Raw genomic sequence first — 22,298 nt, forward strand, 5'->3', positions numbered from 1 at the left:
CAACTGCGATCAGTTTTCCCGCTCGTGCCGGTGTAGCATTCCTCGTCATTGGAGGACGGGAGTGAGACGAGCATGAATGAGGCGGCCTTGACGCCAGCGCAGCTTGCATGCCTGAAGGACCTGGAGCGGCAGGTGCTGTGGCATGCCTGCTGGATGATCCACAATGCCAACCACCTGCGCGAGAAGGGCGAGGTGAAGGTCGGAGGGCACCAGGCCTCCTCGGCCTCGCTCGCCTCGATCATGACGGCGCTCTATTTCCATGTTCTGCGGCCGGAGGACCGCGTTGCGGTCAAGCCGCATGCCTCGCCGGTCTTCCATGCCATCCAGTACCTGATGGGTAACCAGACACGCGAAAAGCTCGAGAATTTCCGTGGTTTCGGCGGTGCGCAATCCTATCCGAGCCGTACCAAGGACATCGACGACGTCGATTTTTCCACCGGATCCGTCGGGCTTGGCGTGGCGATCACCGCCTTTGCCTCGATCGTGCAGGACTACATTGCCGCCAAGCCCTGGGCCGGGACGCGACCGGGCGGTCGCATGATCGCGCTGGTCGGCGATGCGGAGCTCGACGAGGGCAACATCTATGAATGCCTGCAGGAGGGCTGGAAACACGACCTGCGCAACACCTGGTGGGTGATCGACTACAACAGGCAGAGCCTTGACGGCGTCGTGCATGAGGGCCTGTGGCAGCGCATCGAAGGCATTTTCACGGCTTTCGGCTGGGACGTGAAGGTGCTGAAATACGGTGCGCTCCAGCGGGCCGCCTTCCGGGAGCCGGGCGGCGAGGCGCTGCGCGGCTGGATCGACCGATGCCCGAACCAGCTCTATTCCGCGCTGACCTTCCAGGGCGGGGCCGCCTGGCGCAAGCGGCTCACCGACGAGATCGGCACGCAGGAAGGCGTCGCCGACCTCCTGGCGGCGCGCAGCGACGACGCGCTTTCCGACCTCATGGGCAATCTCGGCGGCCATTGTCTCGAAACGCTGATCGAGACGTTCGGGAGCATCGACCACGACCGGCCGACCGTCTTCCTCGCCTATACGATCAAGGGCTGGGGCACGCCGCTCGCCGGCCACAAGGACAACCATGCCGGCCTGATGACCAAGGCCCAGATGGAGACGTTCCAGGAGCGCATCGGCGTCGCGCCGGGTACGGAATGGGAGACGTTCGGTGCGATCCCCTCCCCTGCCCCGGTGCGCGCGTTCCTGAAGACGGTGCCTTTCTTCGCCAAGGGCACGCGACGCTTCACCTCCCCTGCCGTGCCCTCCTCCGGCCCGGTCTTCCTCGAGGATCGCGAGCTCTCGACGCAGGCCGGTTTCGGCAAGATCCTCGATGCGATCGCCAGGCGCGACGACGCCCTGTCGGCGCGCATCGTCACCACGGCGCCGGATGTGACCGTCTCGACGAATCTCGGCCCCTGGGTCAACCGCCGCGGCCTTTTCGCCCGCGAGCGGATGGCCGATACGTTCCGCGACGAGCGCGTGCCCTCGGCGCAGAAATGGGAGTTCGGCCCGGCGGGCCAGCATATCGAGCTCGGCATCGCCGAGATGAACCTGTTCCTGCTGCTCGGCGCCGCCGGCCTGTCGCATTCGCTGTTCGGCGAGCGGCTGCTGCCCATCGGCACGGTCTACGATCCCTTCGTGGCACGCGGCCTCGATGCGCTGAACTATGCCTGCTACCAGGATGCGCGCTTCATGATCGTCGGCACGCCTTCCGGCGTGACGCTGGCGCCGGAAGGCGGGGCGCACCAGTCGATCGGCTCGCAGCTCATCGGCATGAGCCAGGACGGGCTGGCCAGCTTCGAGCCCGCCTTCCTCGACGAGCTGTCCGTCATCATGGACTGGTCCTTCGACTATATGCAGCGTGGCGGCGACGGAACGCATGACAGGCGCACCTGGCTGCGGGACGAGACCGGCGGCTCGGTCTATCTGCGTCTGACGACGCGGCCGCTGGAGCAGATCGCGCTTCGCCGCGAGGATCCGGCCTTCCGGCAAGGCGTTATAGACGGCGCCTACTGGCTGCGCCCGCCTTCGGCGCGCACCCGCATCGTGCTCGCCTATCAGGGCTGCATCGCGCCGGAAGTGCTGATGGCGGCCGGGCGGCTCGCCGAAACGCATGGCGACGTCTCGGTGCTGGCGGTCACCTCCGCCGACCGGCTGAATGCCGGCTGGACGGCGGCGCAACGCGCCCGCCGCCAGGGGGATGCCAGCGCCCGCAGCCATATCGAGACGCTGCTCTCCGCGGTTCCGCGCGATGCGGGCCTCATCACCGCCACCGACGGCCATCCGGCGACGCTCGGCTGGCTCGGCGCAGTGGAAGGGAACCGCACGGTCTCGCTCGGTGTCGAGCACTTTGGCCAGACCGGCACGATCGCCGATCTCTACGCCCATTTCGGCATCGATACGCATGCCATCGTGGACGCGGCGCGCTCCTTCCGAACCGGCGGCTGAAGCGAAACGTTGCATCCGGAAGGTTGGCGGCAGGGGTTCGGGAACGTGAGCGGCGCCGAGCATCGGCGCCGCGCTGTCGTCCTGGATGTCTGTCATCAGCTTGCGGATCAGCCGTTTGCGGGCACGGACTGGCGTCGCTTAGGTCAGGTCCACTCGTAGGCCCGTTCCGTGCGGTAAGGCTGCTCGGCCACGAAGAGGGACGGATCGTTGCCATCAACGTAATGCAGGGCATCCGCATCGTCGTTGAAGCCGACGAACACCATCAGCATGGCGCGGGCGGCCGGATGGCCCTTCCGGCGATAGGAAAAGCGGACGGCGCAATGCGGATATTGCGCATCCAGCGCGCCGTCGCCCTCCCTGCGGTCGCCGGTGAGCGCGACGAACTGGCCGAGGGCGAAGAACCGGTCGATGGCGGCAAAGGCCGAGGCCTGCGACATCTGCTGGTTTGCGCCGGCGCCGGCGGGACGGCCGTAAAAGAGGCTGTCGGTCTGGCCCTTGCGGCGCGTCGTCTCGTAGACGACGAGGCCGCCTGCCACGGCCAGTTCCAGATGCGCACCAAAGGTCTGGAAGCGTTCGGGATGGCGATCCAGCTCCGCGAACTGGACCCTCAGGTCCGCGACATAGTCCGCGTACAGCGCAGCATTCATGGAAGGCTCACCCTTGAATTTCCGGTCGACGTGCTGCGCTCCCTAACACAGGTACGGCGGCATGGAAACGCCGCCGTGCCTCTACTCCATTGAGACAACCGCTGTGGCCTGCTGCGCCACTCCAGTCACGGCCGTTCAGGCCGCCACTGGTGCGGCAACCTCCGTGCGGCGTGCATGGCTGACCGCGAAGGCCAGCATGGCGAGGGTGGAAACCGCCGCCGGCACGGCGAAGATCAGGAAGTTCTGCTGAAGGGGCAGTTCCTTCGCCAGCAGCATGCCGCCAAGCGTCGGCCCGACGATGGCGCCGATGCGGCCGACCCCGGATGCCCAGCCGAGGCCAGTGGAGCGGACCGAGAGGTTGTAGAGCTGGGCGACGCTGGCATAGAGCAGGATCTGCGTACCGATCGTGGTGGCGCCGGCGACGAAGACCATCAGGAACAGGAGCGTGACCGGCAGGCCGAAGCCGACGAGCGCGATCGACAGCGTGGCGGCGGCGAAATAACCGATCACCACCTTCGGCAGGCCGAACCGGTCGCCGAGCCAGCCGCCGGCGATCGCCCCGGCCATGCCGCCGAAATTCAGCGAGAAGAGCGTCATCAGGCTGGCCTTTTCCGCATAGCCGGCTTCCTGCATGACCTTCGGCAGCCAGGACGACAGCAGATAGACGAGCAGCAGGCAGCAGAAGAAGGCGACCCAGAGCAGAACCGTGCGCGCTGCCCGCTGGTGGCGGAAGAGCTCGGCAACCGACGCGGCGGCGCCCCTGGTCTCCGTGAAGACGAGCATGTCGTCGCCTGTCAGGCGCTCGCTCGTCTCGATGCGGGCATAGATGCGCCGCGCCTCTTCCTGCCGGCCCTGGCGCAGCAGGAAACCGAGCGATTCCGGCAGCGTCCACAGGATGAACGGCAGGATCACGAGGGGAATGGCGGCGACGAAGAACATCGGCTGCCAGCCATATTGCGGGATCATCCAGATGCCGAGGCTTGCCGCGACCATGCCGCCGACCGAGTAGCCGGAGAACATCAGTGCGACCATCGTGCTGCGCAGCCGCTTCGGCGCATATTCGTTCATCAGGGCGACGACATTCGGCATCAGGCCACCGCAGCCGAGGCCGGCGAAGAAGCGGTAGATAGTGAACTCGCCCGGCGCGGTGGCAAAGCCCGTCAGCAGCGTCGAGACGGTGAACAGCACGAAGCTGATCGCAATGCCCTTCCTGCGTCCGATCTTGTCGGCGAGCGGGCCGAAGACCAGCGCGCCGAACATCATGCCGAACAGCGCCCAGGCCTGCAGCGCGCCGGCTTCGGGTTTGCTCAGCCCCCATTCCCTGATCAGTGTCGGCAGCACCGTGCCGGCGATGAAGACGTCATAGCCGTCGGCGATCAGGAGCAGCGCGCAGAGCACCACCACCGTCCATTGGAAACGGCCAAAGCGAGCCTTGTCGATCGCCTCGCTCACATCGATCTTGCGCATGGTCACCCCTCCCAGAGTGTGGTTGAAAAGACTTCAGCCGAGATCGCCGCCGGCGACCGGCAGGATGTTCCCGGTGATGTAGGCGGCCTCGTCGGAGGCCAGGAACAGGATCGGTGCGACCTGTTCGTCGATGCTGCCGTAGCGCTTCAGGAAGCTCGAACCCTTCACCTGTTCCACGACCTCGGCCATCCAGGCCTTTTCGCGCGCGGTGTCGCCTTCCGCGTTGCGCGGGATGCGGCGGGGCGGTGCCTCGGTGCCCCCTGGGGCGGTGGCGACGACGCGGATGCCGAGATCGGCGACCTCCATCGCCAGCGATTGCGTGACGGCATTCACCCCGCCCTTGGCCGCCGAATAGGGTACACGGTGGATGCCGCGCGTGGCGTTCGACGAGACGTTGACGATGGTGCCGCCGCCCCGCGCCCTCAGGAACGGCAGTACCGCATGGCAGCAATAGAGCGTCGGCATCAGCGAGCGGCGGATTTCCGCGTCGATCTGCGGCGGCTCGAATTCGGCATAGGGCCGCATGCGGATCGCGCCGCCGACATTGTTGATCAGGATGTCGATGCCGCCGAATTTTTCGGCGGCGGCCTGTATCGCCGCCGCGGCCCCTTCATAGGATTCGAGATCGGCGGTGAAGGCTGCCGCCTCCCCGCCCCTCGCCTCGCCGGCAACATCCGCGACGAAGTCGGCACGGTCGACGAACAGCACCTTGCCGCCCTCTGCCGCTGCGCGCAGCGCCACAGCCCGGCCGATGCCTTGGGCCGCGCCGGTCACCACCAGTACCTTGCCGGCAAAGCGGCCCGGAAAATGGCGCGCGCTCATGCGCCTGCTCCCGTCGCCGTATTGGGCGTGAACTTTTCGTAGTGGAAGCTGTTCGGTTTCACGCCGGTCTCGTCGAAATGCCGGCGCACGGCATCGACCATCGGCGGCGGGCCGCAGAGATAGACGTCGACATCGCCGCCGTTCAAAAGCTCTGCCGGCATGTGTTGCGTTACCCAACCCTTGCGCGGATGGCTGGAGGCCTCCTCTGCCACCACCGTGCTGTAGCTGAAATTCGGCAGGCGGCGGGCATAGGCCTCGATTTCCTCGACGAGCACCAGATCGAGATCGCGCGTCACGCCGTATATGAGGTGGATGCGGTCGCCGGACTTGTCCTGCGCCAGCCCCTCCAGCATCGAGAGGAACGGCGCGAGGCCGGTGCCGCCGGCAATGAGCAGCAGCGGGCGCTTGACCTCGCGGAGATAGAAGCTGCCGAGGGGGCCGGTAATGTCGAGCCGCTCGCCGATCTCGGCGCGTTCCAGCCAGGTGCTCATCACGCCGCCGGGGATCTTCTTGATCAGGAAGCCGATACGCCCGGCGCCCGGCACCGTGCTGAAGGAATAGGACCGGCTCTGCCCGCTGCCCGGAACGGCGATGTTGACATATTGGCCGGAGAGGAAGACGGGCGCCGCCCCTCCCCCGTCCACGTCGAGTTCCAGCACGATCGCCGCGTCGTTGTGCGGAGCGATCGTCGCCACCGTCGCGGCGAAACGCTGCTGGCCCGTCTTGCAGGCGAGCGAGGTCGTCGGCACCGAAAGCACGCAGTCCGACGTCGGCTTCATCTGGCAGGTCAGCACCAGGCCGCCCTCCGCCTCGTCGGCGCTCAGGGCGTCCTCGATATAGTCGTCACCAAGGTCGTAGTTGCCGCTTTCGGCGCGGCACTTGCAGGTGCCGCACACGCCGTCGGAACAGTCCATCGGCAGGTTGATCTTGGCGCGATAGGCGGCGTCGAGAACCTTCTCGCCACTGTTGCAGCCGATGAAGCGGGTAACGCCGTCCTCGAAGTTCAATGCGATCTTGTAGCACATGGCTCCTCCTCCTCAGGGTGCCTGACCGCCCGGTCGTCAGATGTGGTAGACGTCGATGACCTGGCGGATGTAATCGTCCTTCAGCACGATCTTCTTGCTGGAGATGACGAGACCCTCGCCGCCCTTGCGGAGCGTGGCGAACACGGTGCCGAAGAAGTGGTCGGTGACCTTGTAGCGATGGTTGAGGGTGTGGAAGTTGTAGCGCAGATCGACCTCCTCGCCGCGCTCGGCCACCACCTCGACATTGGCGATCATGTGGCAGGTGCGCGGCTCGGGCGTGGAGGCGCCGGAGCGCTCGGTCTTGATGCGGAAGACGCGATCCTCCAGGCCGTCGCGGCTCGGATAGTAGATCAGCGAGATCTGCGAGTGCGGATCCTCGGTGATCTGGTCGTCGTCGTCCCAGGCGGGCATCCAGTAGGTGACGTCGGGTGCATAGCAGGTGAGCCACTCGTCCCACTGGCGATCGTCGAGAAGGCGCGCCTCCTTGTAGAGGAAGGCGCAGATGGCGTCGTAGGGGACCGTCATGCCGCCGCTCCGTGCGCTTCCGCGGCGAGCGCCTTGCGCATCACCTTCGCCCAATATTCATGCTGGCGAACGAACAGGCCCTCGTCCTCGCTGCGCTCGCCCGAGAGCAGCGGCGTGATGCCCATGCGCCTGGCATTGTCGTCGGGCCCGTCGATCCAGAGCGGCGCGCCGCGCGACATGTCGTTCCACAGCGCGGAAATGCCCGCGTAGCCCGCCTGGCAGGCGCGGAATTCCTCCAGGTCGTCGGCCGTGCCCATGCCGGAGACGTTGAAGAAATCCTCGTACTGGCGGATGCGCAGCGCGCGGTTTTCGGCGCTCTCGCCCTTCGGCGCGAAGCAGAAGATGCTGATCTCCGTCTTGTCGACGCTGATCGGGCGCGTCACGCGGATCTGCGTGGAGAACTGGTCCATCAGGAAGACGTTCGGATAGAGGCAGAGATTGCGGGTCTGGTTGACGATGACATCCGCCCTGTCCACGCCGACGCGGGCCTCGATCTCCGCGCGGTTGCCGTAGACCGGCCGCACCTCCGGGTTCATCGTGGTCGTCCAGAGCAGGATATGGCCGTGAGCGAAGCCGTAGACGCCGGCGACCGACTTGCTCCAGCTGTTGGCATCGACCGCCTTGGTGCCTTCCTCGGTACGGCGGCCCATGGTGGCGGCATAGTTCCAGTGCACGCTGCTGACATGGTAGCCGTCGCAGCCGTTCTCCATCTGCAGCTTCCAGTTCCCGTCATAGATGTAGGAGGAATTGCCGCGGATGACTTCCAGCCCATCGGGCGCCTGGTCGACGATCTGGTCGATGATCGCCCTGGTCTCGCCGAGGAAATCGGCGAGCGGCAGCACGTCCGCATTGAGGCTGCCGAAGAGGAAGCCACGATAGTTCTCGAAGCGCGGCACGCGCTTCAGGTCGTGCGAGCCATCCGTGTCGAACTGCGGCGGATATTGCGTGGTCTTGCCGTCCTTGACCTTCAGTAGCCTGCCATTGTTGGAAAACGTCCAGCCGTGGAATGGACAGGTGAAGCTGCCCTTGTTGCCGTGCTTGCGCCGGCAGAGCATCGCGCCGCGGTGGGCGCAGGCATTGATCATCGCATGCAGGGCGCCGGCCTTGTCGCGGGTGACGACCACGGGCTGGCGGCCGATATTGGTGGTATAATAGTCGTTGTTGTCGGGGATCTGGCTTTCGTGGGCGAGATAGACCCAGTTGCTCTCGAAGATGTGCTTCATCTCCAGCTCGAACAGGTCGGCATTGGTGAAGATGTCGCGGCGGCAGCGGAACACGCCGGCCTCATGGTCATCCTGCACCGCGTTGGCGAGCAGTTCGTCGAGTTCCTGCGCCTTGTCCAGGATCGTAGGCATGGCTCCTCCTCTCATGGCGGCCGCCCCGCGGCGGCGCCATTGCAACGATGTCGGTTGAAGAAAGGCTGGGGCGGCTTTACGCGGCCGCCCGCTTGCGCTGCAGGTTGACCTGGTTGTCGACGCCGTTCACCAGCGCGGTCAGGTCGATGTCGAACACGATCTCGGCGAAGGGCTCCTCCAGGCCGTTGGCCTTGATGCTCGCTTCGTCGGTCCGCTCGACGAGAGCCGGGACGAGACCGTCGCGGGTGGCATAGGCGAAGTCGTCGTTGACCAGCGGATCGCCGGCAATGTTGATCTGGGTGGTCAGCTTGCGGTGGCCATCGGCGCTGATGAAGAAATGGATGTGCGCCGGACGCTGGCCATGGCGGCCGAGTGCGGAAAGAAGCTGCTCCGTCGGGCTGCCCGGGGGAACGCCGTAGCCCTTGGGTACGATGCTCCGGAACCTGTAACAGCCCTTCTCGTCGGTGATGATCGTGCGGCGCATGTTGAACGGTGCCTGCCTGCCGGTCGGGTCGAAGTGGGAATAGAAGCCGCGCGTGTCGCAGTGCCAGACCTCCACCGTCGCACCCGGCAGCGGTGTGCCGTCGGCATCGCGAACCGTGCCGTGCATGATCAGCGTGTGGCCCTCGGTGTCCGTGCCGTCGTCGAGCCGGGCGAAACCATGCGCCACCGGCGCGCCGGCGACATAGAGCGGGCCTTCGATGGTCCGCGGCGTGCCGTTCTTGATGCCGAGCTCCTCGTCGATGGCATCGAGGCGTTCATCGAGGAAATGGTCGAGGCCGAGGCCGGGCGAGATAAGGCCCGCCTGTCCGGCGGCGCCGATCTCGTTGAGCCAGGCGATGCCGGCCCAGTATTCGTCGGGCGTGATGTCGAGATCGTCGATCGCCTTGAAGAGATCGGACAGCAGGCGATGGGTGATCTCCTTCATGCGCGGGCTGCCGCCCTGTTTGTCGAGGCCGCTGACGACCTTCAGAAAATCCTGTATTTCCGGTTTGTCGAAAATCCTCACACTCATGATAGCCCTCCTCCGGGTCTCGGTTGCGTCAAACGATTTGGGGTCCGCTCAGGTATCGTCCTCGCGGATCGACGACGGGTGGCGCAGCAGCGGCGTCACCTTGATGGTCATGAACTTGAACAAGGGCAGCCCCGTCAGGACCGCATGCAGCTCGGCATTGTCCTTGACGTCGAAAATGCTGACATTCGCGTATTGCCCGGCGATGCGCCAAATGTGCCGCCAGGTGCCGCTGTCCTGCAGCGCCTGCGAATAGGCCTTTTCCCGCGCGAGGATGTCTGCCGCTTCCTCCTGCGGCAGGTCGTGGGGCATGTGGACGTCCATTCGCACCTGGAAAAGCATGGCCTTGTCCTCCTACTCGGCGAGGCTGATGGTCTTGCGCGGGGCGTTGCGGGTGAAGAACGCGACGCGGTCCTCATCCAGTTCGATGCCGAGACCCGGCGCGTCGGGCACGGTCAGCTCGAAATCGCTGTAGTCAAGCGGCGTTGCGAGAATGTCCTCGGTCAGGAGCAGCGGGCCGAACAGTTCCGTGCCCCGTTGCAGATTGGCGAAGGTGGCAAAGACCTGTGCGGAGGCGATCGTTCCGACCGGGCCTTCCAGCATGGTGCCGCCATAGAGTTCGATGCCGGCCGCATCGGCGATCGCCGCCACGCGTTGGGCATTGGAGAGGCCGCCGCTCTGCTCGATCTTGACGGCGAAGACATCGGCGCCGCCGATCCTTGCCAGTTCGAAAGCCGATTCGGGGCCGGTCAGCGCCTCGTCCGCCATCAGCGCGACAGGGAAACGGCGCATCAGCCGGGCCAGCGCCGCCGTCGAGGCGACCGGCTGCTCGACCAGTTCGCAGCCCGCATCGGCAAGGGCCGCCATGCCATAGGCGGCCTCGGTCTCGCTCCAGGCCATGTTGACATCGACGCGCACCGCGGCCCGCTCGCCCAGCGCACGCTTGATCGCGGCCACATGGGCGATGTCCTCCTGCAGGGTCCTCGCGCCGATCTTCAGCTTGAAGATCCGGTGGCGGCGGAGGTCCAGCATGCTTTCGGCCTCGGCGATGTCACGAGCCGTATCGCCCGAGGCCAGCGTCCAGGCGACCGGCAGGCGATCGCGGCGGCGGCCGCCGAGAAGTTCGCTGACCGGCAGGCCGAGGCGCTTGCCCTGCGCGTCGAAGAGGGCCGTTTCCACGGCGCTCCTGGCGAAGCGGTTTTCCTTTATCCGCTTGGCAAGGCGCGCCATCAGTGTCGGCACGCGGGCCGCATCCTCGCCCAGCAGCGCCGGGGCGAAATAGGTGTCGATGGCAAGCTTCATGCCCTCGGGGCTTTCCCCGCCATAGGCAAGGCCGCCGATCGTGCTGCCCTCGCCGATGCCGATGGTGCCATCGCTGCAATATACCTTTACCAGCATCATGCTCTGGCCGTTCATCGTCGCCACCGACAGCCTGTGCGGGCGGATGGTCGGCACGTCGACCAGCAGTGTCTCGACCCGTTCGACGACGGGGGAGGATGTGGCGGCCGGGAAATGCGGTGCAGGGATTGTGCTCATGGGAGAACTATGCGCCCGGCCGCCCCTGCCCGTCCAAGACCGATTGCGTCTCCAATGATACCTGAGAGGTATAATGTCAGGATATGTGACGCGGTTCGGCCCGCGGCACGGCGACCGGCAGCCGTATCCGGTTTCCGGGCGTCTGACAAAGCGTCGACAGGCAAGGAGGTGAGGTCAGCGATGCGCCGAACGATTGGCGGCCCTACTGCCATAAGGGCATGGGACGGCCCGAACGGGCCGATTGTCCCGGCAAGTCCGGCGTTGCAAACTCGGAGAGAAGCAGCACTGGGGCCGTGGTCAGGCAGCCGGACGGTGGGCGCGGGCATGCATACCGCGCTTGCGGGCTATTTTTCAGGCTGCCGGCTGGGTAGCTCCGCGATCAGGTCGGCGATTCGGGCACCGTCGAGGTCCGCCTGCCGCCGCGTAATTTCCAGGCCTGGTCGTCGGAATGGATCGGCCGGGGTGGTGTTCTTGACGCTCAGCCATTGGCGAAGCCGCGCAGCAGCGCGGCCACGTCGGCGGGACGCTCGATGCAGGGCAAATGGCCGGCGCCCTTGATGATGTGGAAAATGGCGCCCGGAATCCGGTGCGCCGTCGCCTCGACCAGCGCGGGCGGCGTCGAAAGGTCGTTTTCGCCGGCGATCACCAGCGTGGGCGCCGTTATGCCGGTGATGGTGTCGGTCAGGTCTGCATCGCGCAGGGCCTTGCAGGTTTCGGCATAGCCCGCCGCCGGCGTGCGCTCCAGCATCCGGCGCCAGGCGGAAAAGGCTTCCGGCTGCCCCGCGCGGTAGTCCGGCGAAAACCACCGGGCCATGATCGCCTCGCCGATCGATGCAACGCCGCCGTCCTGGACGGCATCGATCCGGGCGTTCCAGGCGTCCGGCGTGCCGATCTTCGCCGCCGTGTCCATCAGCACGAGACGGGTGACGCGCGCCGGCGCCCGCACGGCGAGATCCATGGCTATCACTCCACCGACCGAGAGGCCGCAGATCATCGTATCCTGCCAGCCGACATGGTCGAGAAGGCCGATGAGGTCGTCGCTGTGGTCGCGGATCCCGCGCGGCGCCGGCGCGACTTCGCTCAATCCATGGCCGCGCTTGTCGTAGAGCAGGAGATCGAAATCGGCGGCGAGCTCATCGATGACATCGTCCCAGATCGCCATGTCCGATCCGAGCGAATTGGCGAAGGCGATCCGCGGTGCGCCGCGCCGGCCGGCGCGGCGATAGGAAAGCACGATGTCGTTGGATCGGCTGAAAGGCATGGCGGTCGCTCGCGCTGATGTGGCTGGAACACGCGCATGGCCCTGCCGACCGGGTTTCCGGCCGCATATCGGGCCTGCGCAGAAGCTTCCGCGAAATTCTTGCTGCTAGGCTAGCTTTGGGGGCGCAAAGCGTCCAAGACTATCGTGGTCGATTTCGATACCGGGAAGGTATAGTGCCATGGAGCTGCGCCAACTTCGCTACTTCGTCGCCGTCGCCCGCGAACGCAATTTCTCGAGGGCTGCGGAACTGCTGCACATCGCCCAGCCGCCGCTCAGCCGGCAGATCCAGCAACTGGAGGAGACGCTCGGGGTCACCCTGATCGATCGGTCCATCCGCCCGCTGGCGCTTACCGATGCGGGCCGCTTCTTCTATGATCAGGCGCGGCAGATTCTCTCCCGCATCGATCATGTGCGCGAGCAGACGCGGCGCATCGCCGCCTCGCGCCGGGAGATCTTCATCATCGGCTGCGTCGGCTCGACGCTCTACAGCGGCATCCCGGATCTGGTGCGCCGCATGCGGGCTCGCTGGCCGGCGCTCGGCATCGAGATCCGCGAGATGATGTCGGTGGAGCAGATCGCGGCGCTGAAGGACGGGCGCATTGATCTCGGTTTCGGCCGCGTGCGGCTCAGCGATCCGGATATCGAGCGGATCACGCTGCGGGAGGAGCGGCTGGTCGTCGCCTTTCCCAGGGAGCACCCGAAATCACTGTTGTCGGAGCCTGTTGCATTGAGCGAGATCGCCGGCGAGACGCTGGTGATCTATCCCTCCAAGCCGCGGCCGAGCTTTGCCGACGAGGTGCTGGCCCTCTGCGCCGATCTCAATGTCGAACCGGGCACTGTCGAGGAGGTGCGGGAAATCCAGACGGCGCTCGGCCTTGTCGCCGCCGCCATCGGCGTGTGCATCCTGCCCGCGGCGGCCCAGCGCCAGCGCATGGACGATGTCTGCTACCGCGTGCTTTCCGACGAGCGGGCGACCTCGCCCGTCATCATGAGCTACCGGCGGAACGACGGCTCGGGCCGGATCGAGGAGATCAAGGGGCTGATCCGCGAAATGTATGCGGAGAACCCGCCCTGGCTGCGCTTGTCGAACGTTACCTGGTAGGTCCCTCCCCGCGTGTTACGTGCCTGCCTGTCGTCGGACGACCTTGCCCTCTTCGGCCTTGTAGAAATATTGGCTCGCGACCAGCCATCCCTTGAGCGGCCGCAGCGGGGGAATGCAGGTCAACAGCATGAAAGGCCCGGTGACCAGCACCTGCGTCAGCAGCGAGGCGCTGAAGGCGACCTCCAGCCAGACGGCGAGCAGCACGCTCGGCACGCAGGCAAAGCAGATGACGAAGAAGGCAGGGCCATCGGCCGGGTCGGCGAAGGAGTAGTCGAGACCGCAGGCCTCGCATTTCGGCGCCAGGGTCAGGAACCCCTTGAAGAGATGGCCCTGGCCGCAACGTGGGCAACGGCCCCGGATGCCGGTCTGCATGGGCGGCAGTTGAGGATAGGTCTCATTCATGGCTGCATCTTTCCTTATCCATTCAATCCAATCATTTATGCGTTCATATAGATGTAATTATGCTGTCAATATGTCGATCAGACATACTGACGCAGGCGCGCGGGCGCCTGCCGCCGGCGGGGCGAGTTCATTCAATCGAGAGACGTGTGAAATCAGAAGAAGGAGCCGGCCATTTCCGGAGGCCCTTCGAGCGCATGCGCCATGAATTCGAGGGCGGTCTGAAGCTGCAGCCGTGTTACCGGGCCGCCGAGGCTGACCCGCACGGCCTCGGGCGGCGTGCCGTCGACCGCAAAGGCATCGCTGGCCATCACGCCGAGGCCGCAGGCCCGCATGTGGGTACCGAAGGTGGATCGTGTCCAGCCCTGCGGCAGCGGCAGCCAGATGTTGAAGCTCAGGGGATCGGCACGGTAGCCGGCGGGCAGGAGGCTGGCGGCCAGTGCCTGGCGGGCCGGCGCCTCCGTGCGGAGAAATCCGAGAATGGCGTCGGCCGTGCCATCCTCGATCCAACGTGTGGCGAGCGCCGTCGTCAGTGGCGAGGCCATGACATTGCCCGCCCGCATGGCTCCGGCGAAGGACCAGAGGGCCCGGCTGTCGTCGGGCGCGGCCACATAGGCAAGGCGCAGGCCCGCACCGATGCATTTCGACAGGCCGCCGATATACCATGTGAGCTGTGGCGCGAGGGCGGCAAGCGGCGCGGGGCCATCTGCCGGAATGAAGCCATAGGCATCGTCCTCGACGATCGGCAGGCGGTATGTCTGCGCCACGGCGGCGATCGCCGCGCGCCGGTCGGCGGGCATGGTCAGCGTCAACGGGTTCTGCAGCGTCGGATTGAGATAGATCGCCTTCGGCTTTTCGCGTTCGCAGGCATCCGCGAAGGCATCCGGCAGGACGCCGTGATCGTCCACCGGCAGGCCGACGAGCCGCAGGCGCAGCTGCGCCGCGATCGAGCGCATGCCCGGATAGGTGATGGTTTCGGCAAGCACCGTATCGCCCGGTTTGGTGAGCATGCCGAAGATCGCCAGCAGCGCGGGATGGGCGCCGGGCGCCACGAAGATGCGTTCCTGCGGCGGCGTGAGGCTGCGTCGGCCGAGCCAAAGCGCGGCGGCCTCCTTGTCCATGGCCGCGCCGCCGAAACTCTGGTAGCGCAGCAGGGGAACGAGATCGGCGGCGAGCGCGGAAAAGCCCTCGCGCATGCGGGCAAGCAGGGCCGGGTCGTCCGGTTCCGGCGGCATGTTCATGGAGGGATCGACCATGGCGGCGCGGCGGCTGTCGGGCGATGCGTCCACGGTAAAGGTGCCGCGCGCCGCGGCCGTGCTGCCCGTCACGAAGGTGCCGCGGCCGACATGCGACTGCACGAGCCCGCGCTTCTGCGCTTCGAGATAGCCGCGGGCGACGGTGGTGACGTCGATGGCGAGCCGGCGGGCAAGGTCCCGGTGCGTCGGCAGCTTGTCGCCGGCCGAGAGCTGCCCGCCGCGCAGGTCCATCTCGATCAGGTCGGCGATCGCCATGTAGAGGGGGCTGCTGCGGCGGCCGAGATCAGGATGCCAGTTCTTCATACCTGCGGGTTCCAAGCCAATACAGATTGACGGTATATTGCCTGTATGCCGGCCTGTCATCCCGCGGGTGCGGACAAAGCGTCGCAATGCTGGAGAAGTCGGATTGACGAATGTCAGCCGGCAGAGACGGCGGCTTTCTGCGTCAGGACGTCGGCCATGGTACGGGCAAGCGCGCGGGCGGCAAGGGTCGGCTGCCTGTCGGCGTAGCGGATGCTGAGGGAGGAAGCGGGAAGTGGCGGCAGCAGGCCGCCTGCGGGAGCCGCGCGGATGCCGCTGCCGATATCGCCCTCGGTCACCACGGCTACCGCCAGGCCGGCACGCACGACGGAGAAGACGCCTTGCAGGCTGGTGCAGGTCACCATGCATTTCCAGCGCATGCCGTTTTGCTCCAGCGCGGAAATCGCCGCGCCGCGATAGGCGCAAGGCCCGCGAACCAGTGCCAGCGGCACGGTGCCATCCGGCGGCGGCACCCAGTTGGGGGCGGTGATCCAGACGAGGTTCTCCGTGCACAGCACGTCGCCGTCCTGCATTGCGGGTACGTCGCGGATGACGGCGAGGTCGATGTTACGCTGGCGCAGGTCCCGCAGCAGGTCGCTCGACAGCCCGCCCCGGATCTCCACGCCAACCCGCGGCTTTTCACGCATGAAATTCTTCAGCGCCACGGTGAGCGGAACGAAGAGGTAATGGTCGTCGGGAACGCCGACCACCAGCGTGCCGCTGAGAAGATCGGGCTTGAAGCTTTGCTCCATCTCCTCGATCGATTGCACCACGCGCCTGGCGTGGGCGATCAGCTCTCGCCCGTCGGAGGTCAGCACGCAGGAGCGGGTGGTGCGCTCGAACAGCTGTTTGCCGAGGTGGCTCTCGAGCCGGGCGATCTTGTGGCTGACGGTCGACTGCGTGATGTTCAGCCGTTCTGCCGCCGCCGAAAAGCTCTGTGTGTCCGCCACCGTGAGGAAGCACTGGAGAAGAGAAGTGTCCATGGAAAAAGGATATATGAAGATTATCGCTTAATCCATGACGAAACATCGCTTCCGTCGATTAACCTTTGCCGCCATCAATGCGGCCGACGAAGCAGCGGTGGAGATGCCGACGTGGCGGATGAGAACAGACAAACCGGCGGCGATTGGTCTCCTCTTGCCGGCGAATGATACGGTGATCGAGCTGGAAATACGGCATTTTCTGCCGCTGCCCGGCGTCGAGGTCTGTTCCAGCCGCATCCCGATAGTGCGGGACCTGGCGCCGGCGAAGCCTTGCGGCCATGGCCGAGGCCCTGCCCCGGACCGTTAACTGCCGCTGCCGCCGCGCGGCGACGGGCAAGCCGGTCACCGCCCGCAATCCGGCGCTTGCCTGGGATGCGCTTCGAAAGGCGGGGCGCAACGCCCCCTCCCCCGTGCTGGCCGTCTTTGGGCGGCATAGCGGCAAATCCACGTTCCAATCAGAAGGATCACCATGATGACGACAAGCGAAAGCAATGATTCCCGGGCTGCCGTGGATGGCGAGATTGGCATCCTCGCCCGGCGCAGGATCGAGGCCGGCATCATCGCGCCGATCTACAAGGAAATGTGCGGGCAGATCGGCGTGGAAAAGGCGGAGGCCATTCTCGATGCCGCCATCCGGCAGGCCGCTATCAAGGCCGGGCAGGCCTTCGCCGCGAAGACCCCCGGCGGCACGACGCTGCGCACCTTCCAGGAGCTGCAGGATCTCTGGACGCAGGATGATGCCCTGGTGATCGAGGTCACGAAGGCGACCGATGTAGAATTCCACTATAACGTCAAGCGCTGTCGCTACGCCGAGACCTATCGGGAAATGGGTCTCGGCCATATCGGGCACCTCCTGTCGTGCAACCGGGACGGTGTCTTCTGCACGGGCTATGATCCGCGCATCACGCTGGAGCGCAGCCAGACGGTGATGGAGGGAGCTTCCCACTGCGACTTCAAATACCGTTTCCATGCGGATGCGCAGGGGCGAGGAGAATGAACGCCATCCCGTCACCCGCCGCCCTGCCCTCGCTTCTCGTCGATGCGGAGCGGCTATGGTCCGATATCCTCGCGACCGCGCGCTTCGGCGCTGCCGGCGAGACCGGCATGAACCGCCTTGCCGGCAGCGTGGCCGATGGCGACGTGCGCCGCTGGTTCGAGGCGGAATGCCGGGCGCTTGGCTGTACGGTCGAGGTCGATCGCATCGGCAACATGTTCGCCACCTATCCCGGTACGGATCCTTGTCTCCCCTCCATTGCCGTCGGAAGCCATCTCGACACCCAGCCGGCTGGCGGTCGCTTCGATGGCATTCTCGGCGTGCTGGCCGGCGTCGAAATCCTCCGCATCCTGCGCGCATCCGGCCGGCAGCTGGTGCATCCTTTCACCGTGGTCAACTGGACCAATGAGGAGGGCTCCCGCTTCGCCCCCGCCATGATGGGATCCGGGGTGTTCTGCGGCGTCCATGCGCTTGATGCCATGTCCGCCCGCACCGACAAGGATGGTATCTCGCTGGGAGAGGCGCTGGAGGCGATCGGTTGCAGGGGCAAGCATTCGCCCGGGCATTTGCCGATGGCGGCTTATCTGGAACTGCATATCGAGCAGGGGCCTGTGCTGGAAGCGGCCGGGCGCGTCATCGGCATCGTTACGGGCGTGCAGGGGCTCCGCTGGCTGGACATCCGCATCAAGGGTACGGAGGCGCATGCGGGGGCTTTTCCGATGACCTTGCGCCAGGATGCGCTGGTTTCGGCTGCGAAGGTCATTCAGGCCGTCGAGGCCGTCGCCCTCAAACATTCCCCGGGCGTCGGCACGGTGGGATATGTCCATGTTGCCCCGAATTCCCGAAATGTCGTACCGGGCGAGGTCTGCCTCGAAGTGGACCTGCGGCACCCGGATGAAGTGGGTCTTGCGGCGATGGAGGCGGCTATCCGGGACGAGGTGAACAGGCAGGTGCCCGGGGCGGCGGTCCTCGCTGTATGGCGCAAGGCTCCGGTCGCCTTCGATGCGACGTTGCGTGGTGTGGTCGCGCAAGCCGCGGCGGACCTAGCCCTCCCGGGGATGGACATCGTGTCGGGTGCGGGTCATGACGCGGCACATCTTGCCGGCCAGGTGCCAACGGCGATGGTTTTCACACCCTCGCGTGATGGGCTGTCGCACAATGCGCGTGAATTCTCCTCTCCGCAGCAATGCGCCGACGGCGCGAATGTCCTGCTGCGAAGTGTTTTGCGCGCCGATGAACTTTTGCTATCAAGACGGGCGCGGACCTGAAGGATGTCTGCCGTTCTTCCGGATCGGGAAGAGCGTGCTGATAGCACTACGTCCCCCTACCCCGTCCGAGCCGCCTGCACGAATCCAGCTTCGTGCAGGAACGATCGACGTGGGCAACGCCTTGCGAAGGATTGAGACATGAACACGAATTCGACCCGTTTCCAGACGGAAGCCGTTCCCTCTCTCGATTGTGCCGACCGGGCCTGGGCGCGCAACGCGATCGGCATCCTGGAGGGCGATGCCCGCCGTTCGGCGGATACGCATCTGGTCAATCCGGTGTTCAAGGGGTTGAAGGGCATCGCCATCTATCTCAAGGATGAGAGCACGCACCCGACCGGAAGTCTAAAGCATCGGCTCGCCCGCTCGCTGTTTCTCTACGGCATCTGCAACGGGAGGATCAGCAAGGGCACAACCCTGGTCGAGGCCTCGTCGGGGTCGACCGCAGTGTCCGAGGCCTATTTCGCCAACCTGCTCGAACTTCCGTTCATTGCCGTCATGCCGCGAAGCACCAGCCGGACGAAGATCGACGTCATCGAACGTTTCGGCGGCCGCTGCGCCTTCGTCGACAGCCCATCGGAAGTCTATGAAACCGCAGCACGCATCGCGGCGGAGACCGGCGGCCACTATCTCGACCAGTTCACCAATGCCGAACGGGCCACCGATTGGCGGGGCAACAACAACATCGCCGAGAGCATTTTCGGCCAGATGGAGCGGGAAGCCCATCCGGTGCCGAGCTGGGTGATCATGAGCGCTGGAACCGGCGGCACGTCGGCGACGATCGGCCGCTACATCCGCTACCGCAACCTGTCGACGCGGCTATGCGTGACGGACGTCGAGCATTCGGTGTTCTACGACGCCTGGAAGGCGAGCGACATGCAGGTCACCTGCACCGCGCCGTCGCGCATCGAAGGAGTCGGGCGGCCGCGCGTCGAGCCGTCCTTCATCCCTACGGTCATCGACCACATGATCAAGGTGCCGGACGCCGCCTCGATCGCCGCCGCGCATGTTCTTTCCGATCGACTGTTCCGCCGGGTGGGTGCCTCGACTGGCACGAACTTCTTCGGCCTGCTCTCCATCGCCGACAGCCTGATGAGGGAAGGGCGCGAAGGCTCCCTCGTCACTCTCATCTGCGACAGCGGCGACCGCTATTCCAGCACCTATTTCAATCCGGACTGGCTGGCGAAAAACGGCATCGACATCGCCCCGTGGTGCGAGACGATCGAGACATTCCTCGACACAGGATCGTTCAAGGCGCCCTGATTGCGTAAAGACGGGTCGCGCCGCAGTCCGGCTGCGGCGTGACTCGTCGGCCGCTTCGATTGAGTTGGCGGGTGTTGTACATGTACAACTGCGGGACTTCGGCATGTGCCGTTGAGTCGACGCCGTGATTGGGCAATGGCGGATGTGAGGTCCGCGGGCAGGGCGGAAGTGCAAGGCCGCCCGACGCGGTTGTACATGTACAACTTGAACCCTCTGTGGGCGCCGCCGCAGTCCTTTCCAAAAAGGGTTTGCCCGACTCGGGGAATCGGACTAGCTTCATCAGCGCTTATTCATCGATTTTCGAAGAAAAAGCGCAGAAGTTAAATCCGGGGCCACGATGTTGAAACAAGCCGCGACCGACCAGAGCGGAAATCTGCGTTCGCTGATCGTCTCTGACGCAGAAGAACTGATGCGCCAGCTCCAGGCGCATCAACAGCGGAGCTTTCCGCCGACCGCCAGGAAGAGCATCCGGCATTTCTCCTCGGCCGAGGCTGCCGAGTTCATCGGAATCCACCAGGGCTATCTGCGCCAGATCGTGGCGGAAGGCCACGGGCCGGAGCCGTCCGCCAACGGGCGCCGCACCTATTCCGTCGACGATATCGAGGCTTTGCGCAAGCTTCTCGACGAAGGCGGGAAGGGGCCGCGCAAATATATCCGGCATCGGCGTGATGGCGAAAAGCTGCAGGTCATCTCCGTGATGAACTTCAAGGGCGGCAGCGGCAAGACCACGACCTCCGCCCATCTCGCACAGTTCCTCGCCCTTCGCGGCTACCGCACGCTGGCGATCGACCTCGATCCGCAGGCCTCGCTGTCGGCGCTGTTCGGCCACCAGCCGGAACTGGATGTCGGCGACAACGAGACGCTCTATGGCGCCATCCGGTATGACGACGCCCGCCGCGACGTGACCGAGATCGTCCGGGCGACCTATACGCCCAACCTCCATATCATTCCCGGCAATCTCGAGCTCATGGAGTTCGAGCATGAGACGCCGAAGGCGCTGATGGCGCGCACAGATACCAATTCCATGTTCTTCGCGCGCATCGGCGAATGCCTTGCGGATATCGAGAGCGCCTACGACATCGTGGTGATCGACTGCCCGCCGCAGCTCGGCTTCCTCACCCTGTCCGCCCTCTGCGCCGCGACCGCCGTGCTGATCACCGTCCATCCGCAGATGCTCGACGTCATGTCGATGAGCCAGTTCCTGCAGATGACCGGTGACCTGCTGCAGGTCGTGGAGAATGCCGGCGGCGCGATGAATTACGACTGGATGCGGTATCTGGTCACCCGCTTCGAGCCGAATGACGGGCCGCAGGCCCAGATGGCCGGCTTCATGCGCTCGATTTTCGGCAACCGCGTTCTTTCCAACGCGATGCTGAAGTCGACGGCGATTTCCGACGCGGGGCTGACCAAGCAGACCCTCTACGAGATCGACCGGGCGCAGTTCACGCGCGGAACCTATGATCGCGCCCTCGAATCCCTGACCGCGGTGAACACGGAGATCGAAGAGCTCGTCAAGCAGACCTGGGGGCGGAAGTAAGCGATGGCCAGAAAGAACATCTTCGGCGCGGACACTGATGCACCGGCAGGCGCCAGCGCCGAAACCGGCTCGCTGGCCGACATCCGTCCACTGGCCAATCTCGACCGGCCCCTGCGGCGCTCCGGTCCGGTCGGTGCCTTTTCGCAGTCCCTGGGCAGTATCTCGGAAAAGGCGCAGCGCGCGGCCGACCTCGAAAAGCAGCTCGCCCATGGCCAGACTATTGTCGAGCTGGATCCGTCCCTCATCGACAGTTCCTTCGTGCCGGACAGACTCGAGATCGATCCCGAAGGTCTCAACAGCCTTGTCGGGCAGATCCGTGAACACGGCCAGCAGGTCCCGATCCTGGTCCGCCCCCATCCGGATGCCGAAGGCCGCTACCAGGTCGCCTATGGCCATCGGCGGCTTGCCGCCATCCGCAAGATCGGTGGAGCGATCAAGGCGGTCATCCGGCCACTCACGGATGAGCAGCTCGTCGTCAGCCAGGGGCAGGAAAACAACGCCCGTACTGATCTTTCCTATATCGAGCGAACATTCTTTGCCCTTCGCCTCGAGCGGCGCGGTTTTTCACGCGACATCATCATGTCGTCGCTCGGTGTGGACAAGGCCGCCCTGTCGCGGATGATCGCCCTGGCGAGCCGGCTTCCCGATGCGCTGATCGAGGCGATCGGACCGGCGCCGAGTTTTGGCCGCACGCGATGGGCCGAGGTGGCCGACCTGCTCGACAATGCCCTGAAGAAAGCCAGGGCGTTGAAACTCATTCATGCCGATGAATTCAAGGCGCTGTCTTCCGATGGCCGCTTCGAGCATCTCTTCGAACAGCTGCGGGCGGCAAAGCCGAAGCCCAGAAGCGGGGAGTGGCGCGCGGACGGTTCCAGGGCCGTGAAGGTCACGGAGACCGAAGGGCAGCTCACCTTGAATTTCAACAAGGCTGCCGTGCCGAAGTTCGGTGCTTTCGTCGAGAAGCGGCTTGACCGGCTCTACGAGGAATTCCTGAAGGAAAACGAGGAGCTTGAACCGTAAAAGAAAAAGGCCCCCAAACGACCAAAGCCGTGGAAGCCTTCTCCTGATTTCTAGCAAGATCAAGAATCGCATTTCCACGAA

21 protein-coding genes are annotated in these 22,298 nt (G+C 65.3%); 8 read left to right on the plus strand and 13 right to left on the minus strand.

The features are described 5' to 3' along the window. Positions 1-153: 153 nt before the first annotated feature. The gene (locus tag MUU56_RS18745) at positions 154-2,448 is read left to right on the plus strand and encodes a transketolase-like TK C-terminal-containing protein (protein WP_398432797.1); all 2,295 of its coding nucleotides are present in this window, start codon (positions 154-156) and stop codon (positions 2,446-2,448) included. A 143-nt stretch (positions 2,449-2,591) separates the two neighbouring features. Here MUU56_RS18745 and MUU56_RS18750 read toward each other — a convergent pair whose 3' ends face one another. The 10 genes from MUU56_RS18750 to pcaD all read right to left on the minus strand — a co-directional run bounded on the left by MUU56_RS18750 (position 2,592) and on the right by pcaD (position 12,098). Beyond that, on the minus strand, positions 2,592-3,095 hold the full coding sequence (locus tag MUU56_RS18750; RefSeq protein WP_244768797.1) for a hypothetical protein: 504 nt from the start codon (positions 3,093-3,095) through the stop codon (positions 2,592-2,594). Positions 3,096-3,230: 135 nt separating this feature from the next. Continuing rightward, positions 3,231-4,562, minus strand: a complete 1,332-nt coding sequence (locus tag MUU56_RS18755; protein ID WP_244768798.1) for an MFS transporter — start codon at positions 4,560-4,562, stop codon at positions 3,231-3,233. A gap of 33 nt (positions 4,563-4,595) precedes the next feature. Beyond that, positions 4,596-5,384 (minus strand): benzoate diol dehydrogenase BenD, encoded by a 789-nt coding sequence (gene benD / locus MUU56_RS18760; RefSeq protein WP_244768799.1) that lies wholly within the window; start codon positions 5,382-5,384, stop codon positions 4,596-4,598. Beyond that, positions 5,381-6,409 carry a benzoate 1,2-dioxygenase electron transfer component BenC gene (gene benC / locus MUU56_RS18765; RefSeq protein ID WP_244768800.1) on the minus strand — a complete coding sequence of 343 codons (1,029 nt, stop codon included), beginning with the start codon at positions 6,407-6,409 and terminating at the stop codon, positions 5,381-5,383. The genes benD and benC overlap by 4 nt, the downstream gene beginning before the upstream one ends. A 36-nt stretch (positions 6,410-6,445) precedes the next feature. Then, positions 6,446-6,934 (minus strand): benzoate 1,2-dioxygenase small subunit, encoded by a 489-nt coding sequence (benB, locus tag MUU56_RS18770; protein ID WP_244768801.1) that lies wholly within the window; start codon positions 6,932-6,934, stop codon positions 6,446-6,448. Then, on the minus strand, positions 6,931-8,289 hold the full coding sequence (locus MUU56_RS18775; protein WP_244768802.1) for a Rieske 2Fe-2S domain-containing protein: 1,359 nt from the start codon (positions 8,287-8,289) through the stop codon (positions 6,931-6,933). Before MUU56_RS18775 ends, benB begins: the two co-directional genes overlap by 4 nt. 76 nt (positions 8,290-8,365) lie before the next feature. Continuing rightward, the gene (gene catA / locus MUU56_RS18780) at positions 8,366-9,304 is read right to left on the minus strand and encodes a catechol 1,2-dioxygenase (protein WP_244768803.1); all 939 of its coding nucleotides are present in this window, start codon (positions 9,302-9,304) and stop codon (positions 8,366-8,368) included. 48 nt (positions 9,305-9,352) lie between these two features. Then, complete coding sequence (gene catC, locus MUU56_RS18785; protein WP_244768804.1) at positions 9,353-9,643, minus strand: muconolactone Delta-isomerase; 291 nt, start codon at positions 9,641-9,643, stop codon at positions 9,353-9,355. Between the two features lie 12 nt (positions 9,644-9,655). Next, the gene (locus MUU56_RS18790; RefSeq protein WP_244768805.1) at positions 9,656-10,837 is read right to left on the minus strand and encodes a muconate/chloromuconate family cycloisomerase; all 1,182 of its coding nucleotides are present in this window, start codon (positions 10,835-10,837) and stop codon (positions 9,656-9,658) included. Positions 10,838-11,315: 478 nt separating this feature from the next. Beyond that, a complete protein-coding gene (gene pcaD / locus MUU56_RS18795) occupies positions 11,316-12,098 on the minus strand; it encodes a 3-oxoadipate enol-lactonase (protein ID WP_244768806.1) in 783 nt (260 codons plus the stop codon). A gap of 178 nt (positions 12,099-12,276) precedes the next feature. Between pcaD and MUU56_RS18800 the strand changes: the two genes are divergently transcribed. Beyond that, complete coding sequence (locus MUU56_RS18800) at positions 12,277-13,200, plus strand: LysR family transcriptional regulator (RefSeq protein ID WP_244768807.1); 924 nt, start codon at positions 12,277-12,279, stop codon at positions 13,198-13,200. A 15-nt stretch (positions 13,201-13,215) separates the two neighbouring features. On the opposite strand, the gene MUU56_RS18805 is transcribed toward MUU56_RS18800, so the two are convergent. From MUU56_RS18805 to MUU56_RS18815, 3 genes are all read right to left on the minus strand, one after another. Beyond that, entirely contained in the window at positions 13,216-13,602 is a 387-nt protein-coding gene (locus tag MUU56_RS18805) for a DUF983 domain-containing protein (RefSeq protein WP_050745294.1), read from the minus strand. A 152-nt stretch (positions 13,603-13,754) separates the two neighbouring features. Beyond that, entirely contained in the window at positions 13,755-15,158 is a 1,404-nt protein-coding gene (locus tag MUU56_RS18810; protein ID WP_244768808.1) for an aminotransferase-like domain-containing protein, read from the minus strand. Positions 15,159-15,271: 113 nt separating this feature from the next. After that, the gene (locus tag MUU56_RS18815; RefSeq protein ID WP_244768809.1) at positions 15,272-16,138 is read right to left on the minus strand and encodes a LysR family transcriptional regulator; all 867 of its coding nucleotides are present in this window, start codon (positions 16,136-16,138) and stop codon (positions 15,272-15,274) included. 34 nt (positions 16,139-16,172) lie between these two features. On the opposite strand from MUU56_RS18815, the gene MUU56_RS18820 reads away from it, so the two are divergent. From MUU56_RS18820 to repB, 6 genes are all read left to right on the plus strand, one after another. Beyond that, positions 16,173-16,445, plus strand: coding sequence for a hypothetical protein (locus tag MUU56_RS18820; RefSeq protein WP_244768810.1), 273 nt, complete (start codon positions 16,173-16,175; stop codon positions 16,443-16,445). A gap of 165 nt (positions 16,446-16,610) precedes the next feature. Continuing rightward, positions 16,611-17,135, plus strand: a complete 525-nt coding sequence (locus MUU56_RS18825; RefSeq protein ID WP_398432799.1) for an L-2-amino-thiazoline-4-carboxylic acid hydrolase — start codon at positions 16,611-16,613, stop codon at positions 17,133-17,135. Next, positions 17,132-18,400: a M20 family metallo-hydrolase gene (locus tag MUU56_RS18830; RefSeq protein ID WP_244768812.1), complete on the plus strand. Its 1,269-nt coding sequence runs from the start codon at positions 17,132-17,134 to the stop codon at positions 18,398-18,400. The genes MUU56_RS18825 and MUU56_RS18830 overlap by 4 nt, the downstream gene beginning before the upstream one ends. Before the next feature lie 138 nt (positions 18,401-18,538). Next, positions 18,539-19,660, plus strand: a complete 1,122-nt coding sequence (locus MUU56_RS18835; protein WP_244768813.1) for a PLP-dependent cysteine synthase family protein — start codon at positions 18,539-18,541, stop codon at positions 19,658-19,660. Between the two features lie 337 nt (positions 19,661-19,997). Beyond that, on the plus strand, positions 19,998-21,197 hold the full coding sequence (gene repA, locus MUU56_RS18840) for a plasmid partitioning protein RepA (RefSeq protein WP_244768814.1): 1,200 nt from the start codon (positions 19,998-20,000) through the stop codon (positions 21,195-21,197). 3 nt (positions 21,198-21,200) lie between these two features. Beyond that, positions 21,201-22,217, plus strand: a complete 1,017-nt coding sequence (gene repB / locus MUU56_RS18845; protein ID WP_244768815.1) for a plasmid partitioning protein RepB — start codon at positions 21,201-21,203, stop codon at positions 22,215-22,217. Positions 22,218-22,298: the final 81 nt, after the last annotated feature.

Origin of the sequence: Shinella yambaruensis (assembly GCF_022899355.1) — a bacterium.
Lineage (GTDB): Bacteria > Pseudomonadota > Alphaproteobacteria > Rhizobiales > Rhizobiaceae > Shinella > Shinella yambaruensis.

Bases quoted from the DNA above. Each gene is read 5' to 3' on its own strand.
- MUU56_RS18745 (WP_398432797.1), top strand. From the start codon at position 154: ATGATCCACAATGCCAACCACCTGCGCGAGAAGGGCGAGGTGAAGGTC.
- MUU56_RS18750 (WP_244768797.1), bottom strand. From the start codon at position 3,095: ATGAATGCTGCGCTGTACGCGGACTATGTCGCGGACCTGAGGGTCCAG.
- MUU56_RS18755 (WP_244768798.1), bottom strand. From the start codon at position 4,562: ATGCGCAAGATCGATGTGAGCGAGGCGATCGACAAGGCTCGCTTTGGC.
- benD (WP_244768799.1), bottom strand. From the start codon at position 5,384: ATGAGCGCGCGCCATTTTCCGGGCCGCTTTGCCGGCAAGGTACTGGTG.
- benC (WP_244768800.1), bottom strand. From the start codon at position 6,409: ATGTGCTACAAGATCGCATTGAACTTCGAGGACGGCGTTACCCGCTTC.
- benB (WP_244768801.1), bottom strand. From the start codon at position 6,934: ATGACGGTCCCCTACGACGCCATCTGCGCCTTCCTCTACAAGGAGGCG.
- MUU56_RS18775 (WP_244768802.1), bottom strand. From the start codon at position 8,289: ATGCCTACGATCCTGGACAAGGCGCAGGAACTCGACGAACTGCTCGCC.
- catA (WP_244768803.1), bottom strand. From the start codon at position 9,304: ATGAGTGTGAGGATTTTCGACAAACCGGAAATACAGGATTTTCTGAAG.
- catC (WP_244768804.1), bottom strand. From the start codon at position 9,643: ATGCTTTTCCAGGTGCGAATGGACGTCCACATGCCCCACGACCTGCCG.
- MUU56_RS18790 (WP_244768805.1), bottom strand. From the start codon at position 10,837: ATGAGCACAATCCCTGCACCGCATTTCCCGGCCGCCACATCCTCCCCC.
- pcaD (WP_244768806.1), bottom strand. From the start codon at position 12,098: ATGCCTTTCAGCCGATCCAACGACATCGTGCTTTCCTATCGCCGCGCC.
- MUU56_RS18800 (WP_244768807.1), top strand. From the start codon at position 12,277: ATGGAGCTGCGCCAACTTCGCTACTTCGTCGCCGTCGCCCGCGAACGC.
- MUU56_RS18805 (WP_050745294.1), bottom strand. From the start codon at position 13,602: ATGAATGAGACCTATCCTCAACTGCCGCCCATGCAGACCGGCATCCGG.
- MUU56_RS18810 (WP_244768808.1), bottom strand. From the start codon at position 15,158: ATGAAGAACTGGCATCCTGATCTCGGCCGCCGCAGCAGCCCCCTCTAC.
- MUU56_RS18815 (WP_244768809.1), bottom strand. From the start codon at position 16,138: ATGGACACTTCTCTTCTCCAGTGCTTCCTCACGGTGGCGGACACACAG.
- MUU56_RS18820 (WP_244768810.1), top strand. From the start codon at position 16,173: ATGACGAAACATCGCTTCCGTCGATTAACCTTTGCCGCCATCAATGCG.
- MUU56_RS18825 (WP_398432799.1), top strand. From the start codon at position 16,611: ATGACGACAAGCGAAAGCAATGATTCCCGGGCTGCCGTGGATGGCGAG.
- MUU56_RS18830 (WP_244768812.1), top strand. From the start codon at position 17,132: ATGAACGCCATCCCGTCACCCGCCGCCCTGCCCTCGCTTCTCGTCGAT.
- MUU56_RS18835 (WP_244768813.1), top strand. From the start codon at position 18,539: ATGAACACGAATTCGACCCGTTTCCAGACGGAAGCCGTTCCCTCTCTC.
- repA (WP_244768814.1), top strand. From the start codon at position 19,998: ATGTTGAAACAAGCCGCGACCGACCAGAGCGGAAATCTGCGTTCGCTG.
- repB (WP_244768815.1), top strand. From the start codon at position 21,201: ATGGCCAGAAAGAACATCTTCGGCGCGGACACTGATGCACCGGCAGGC.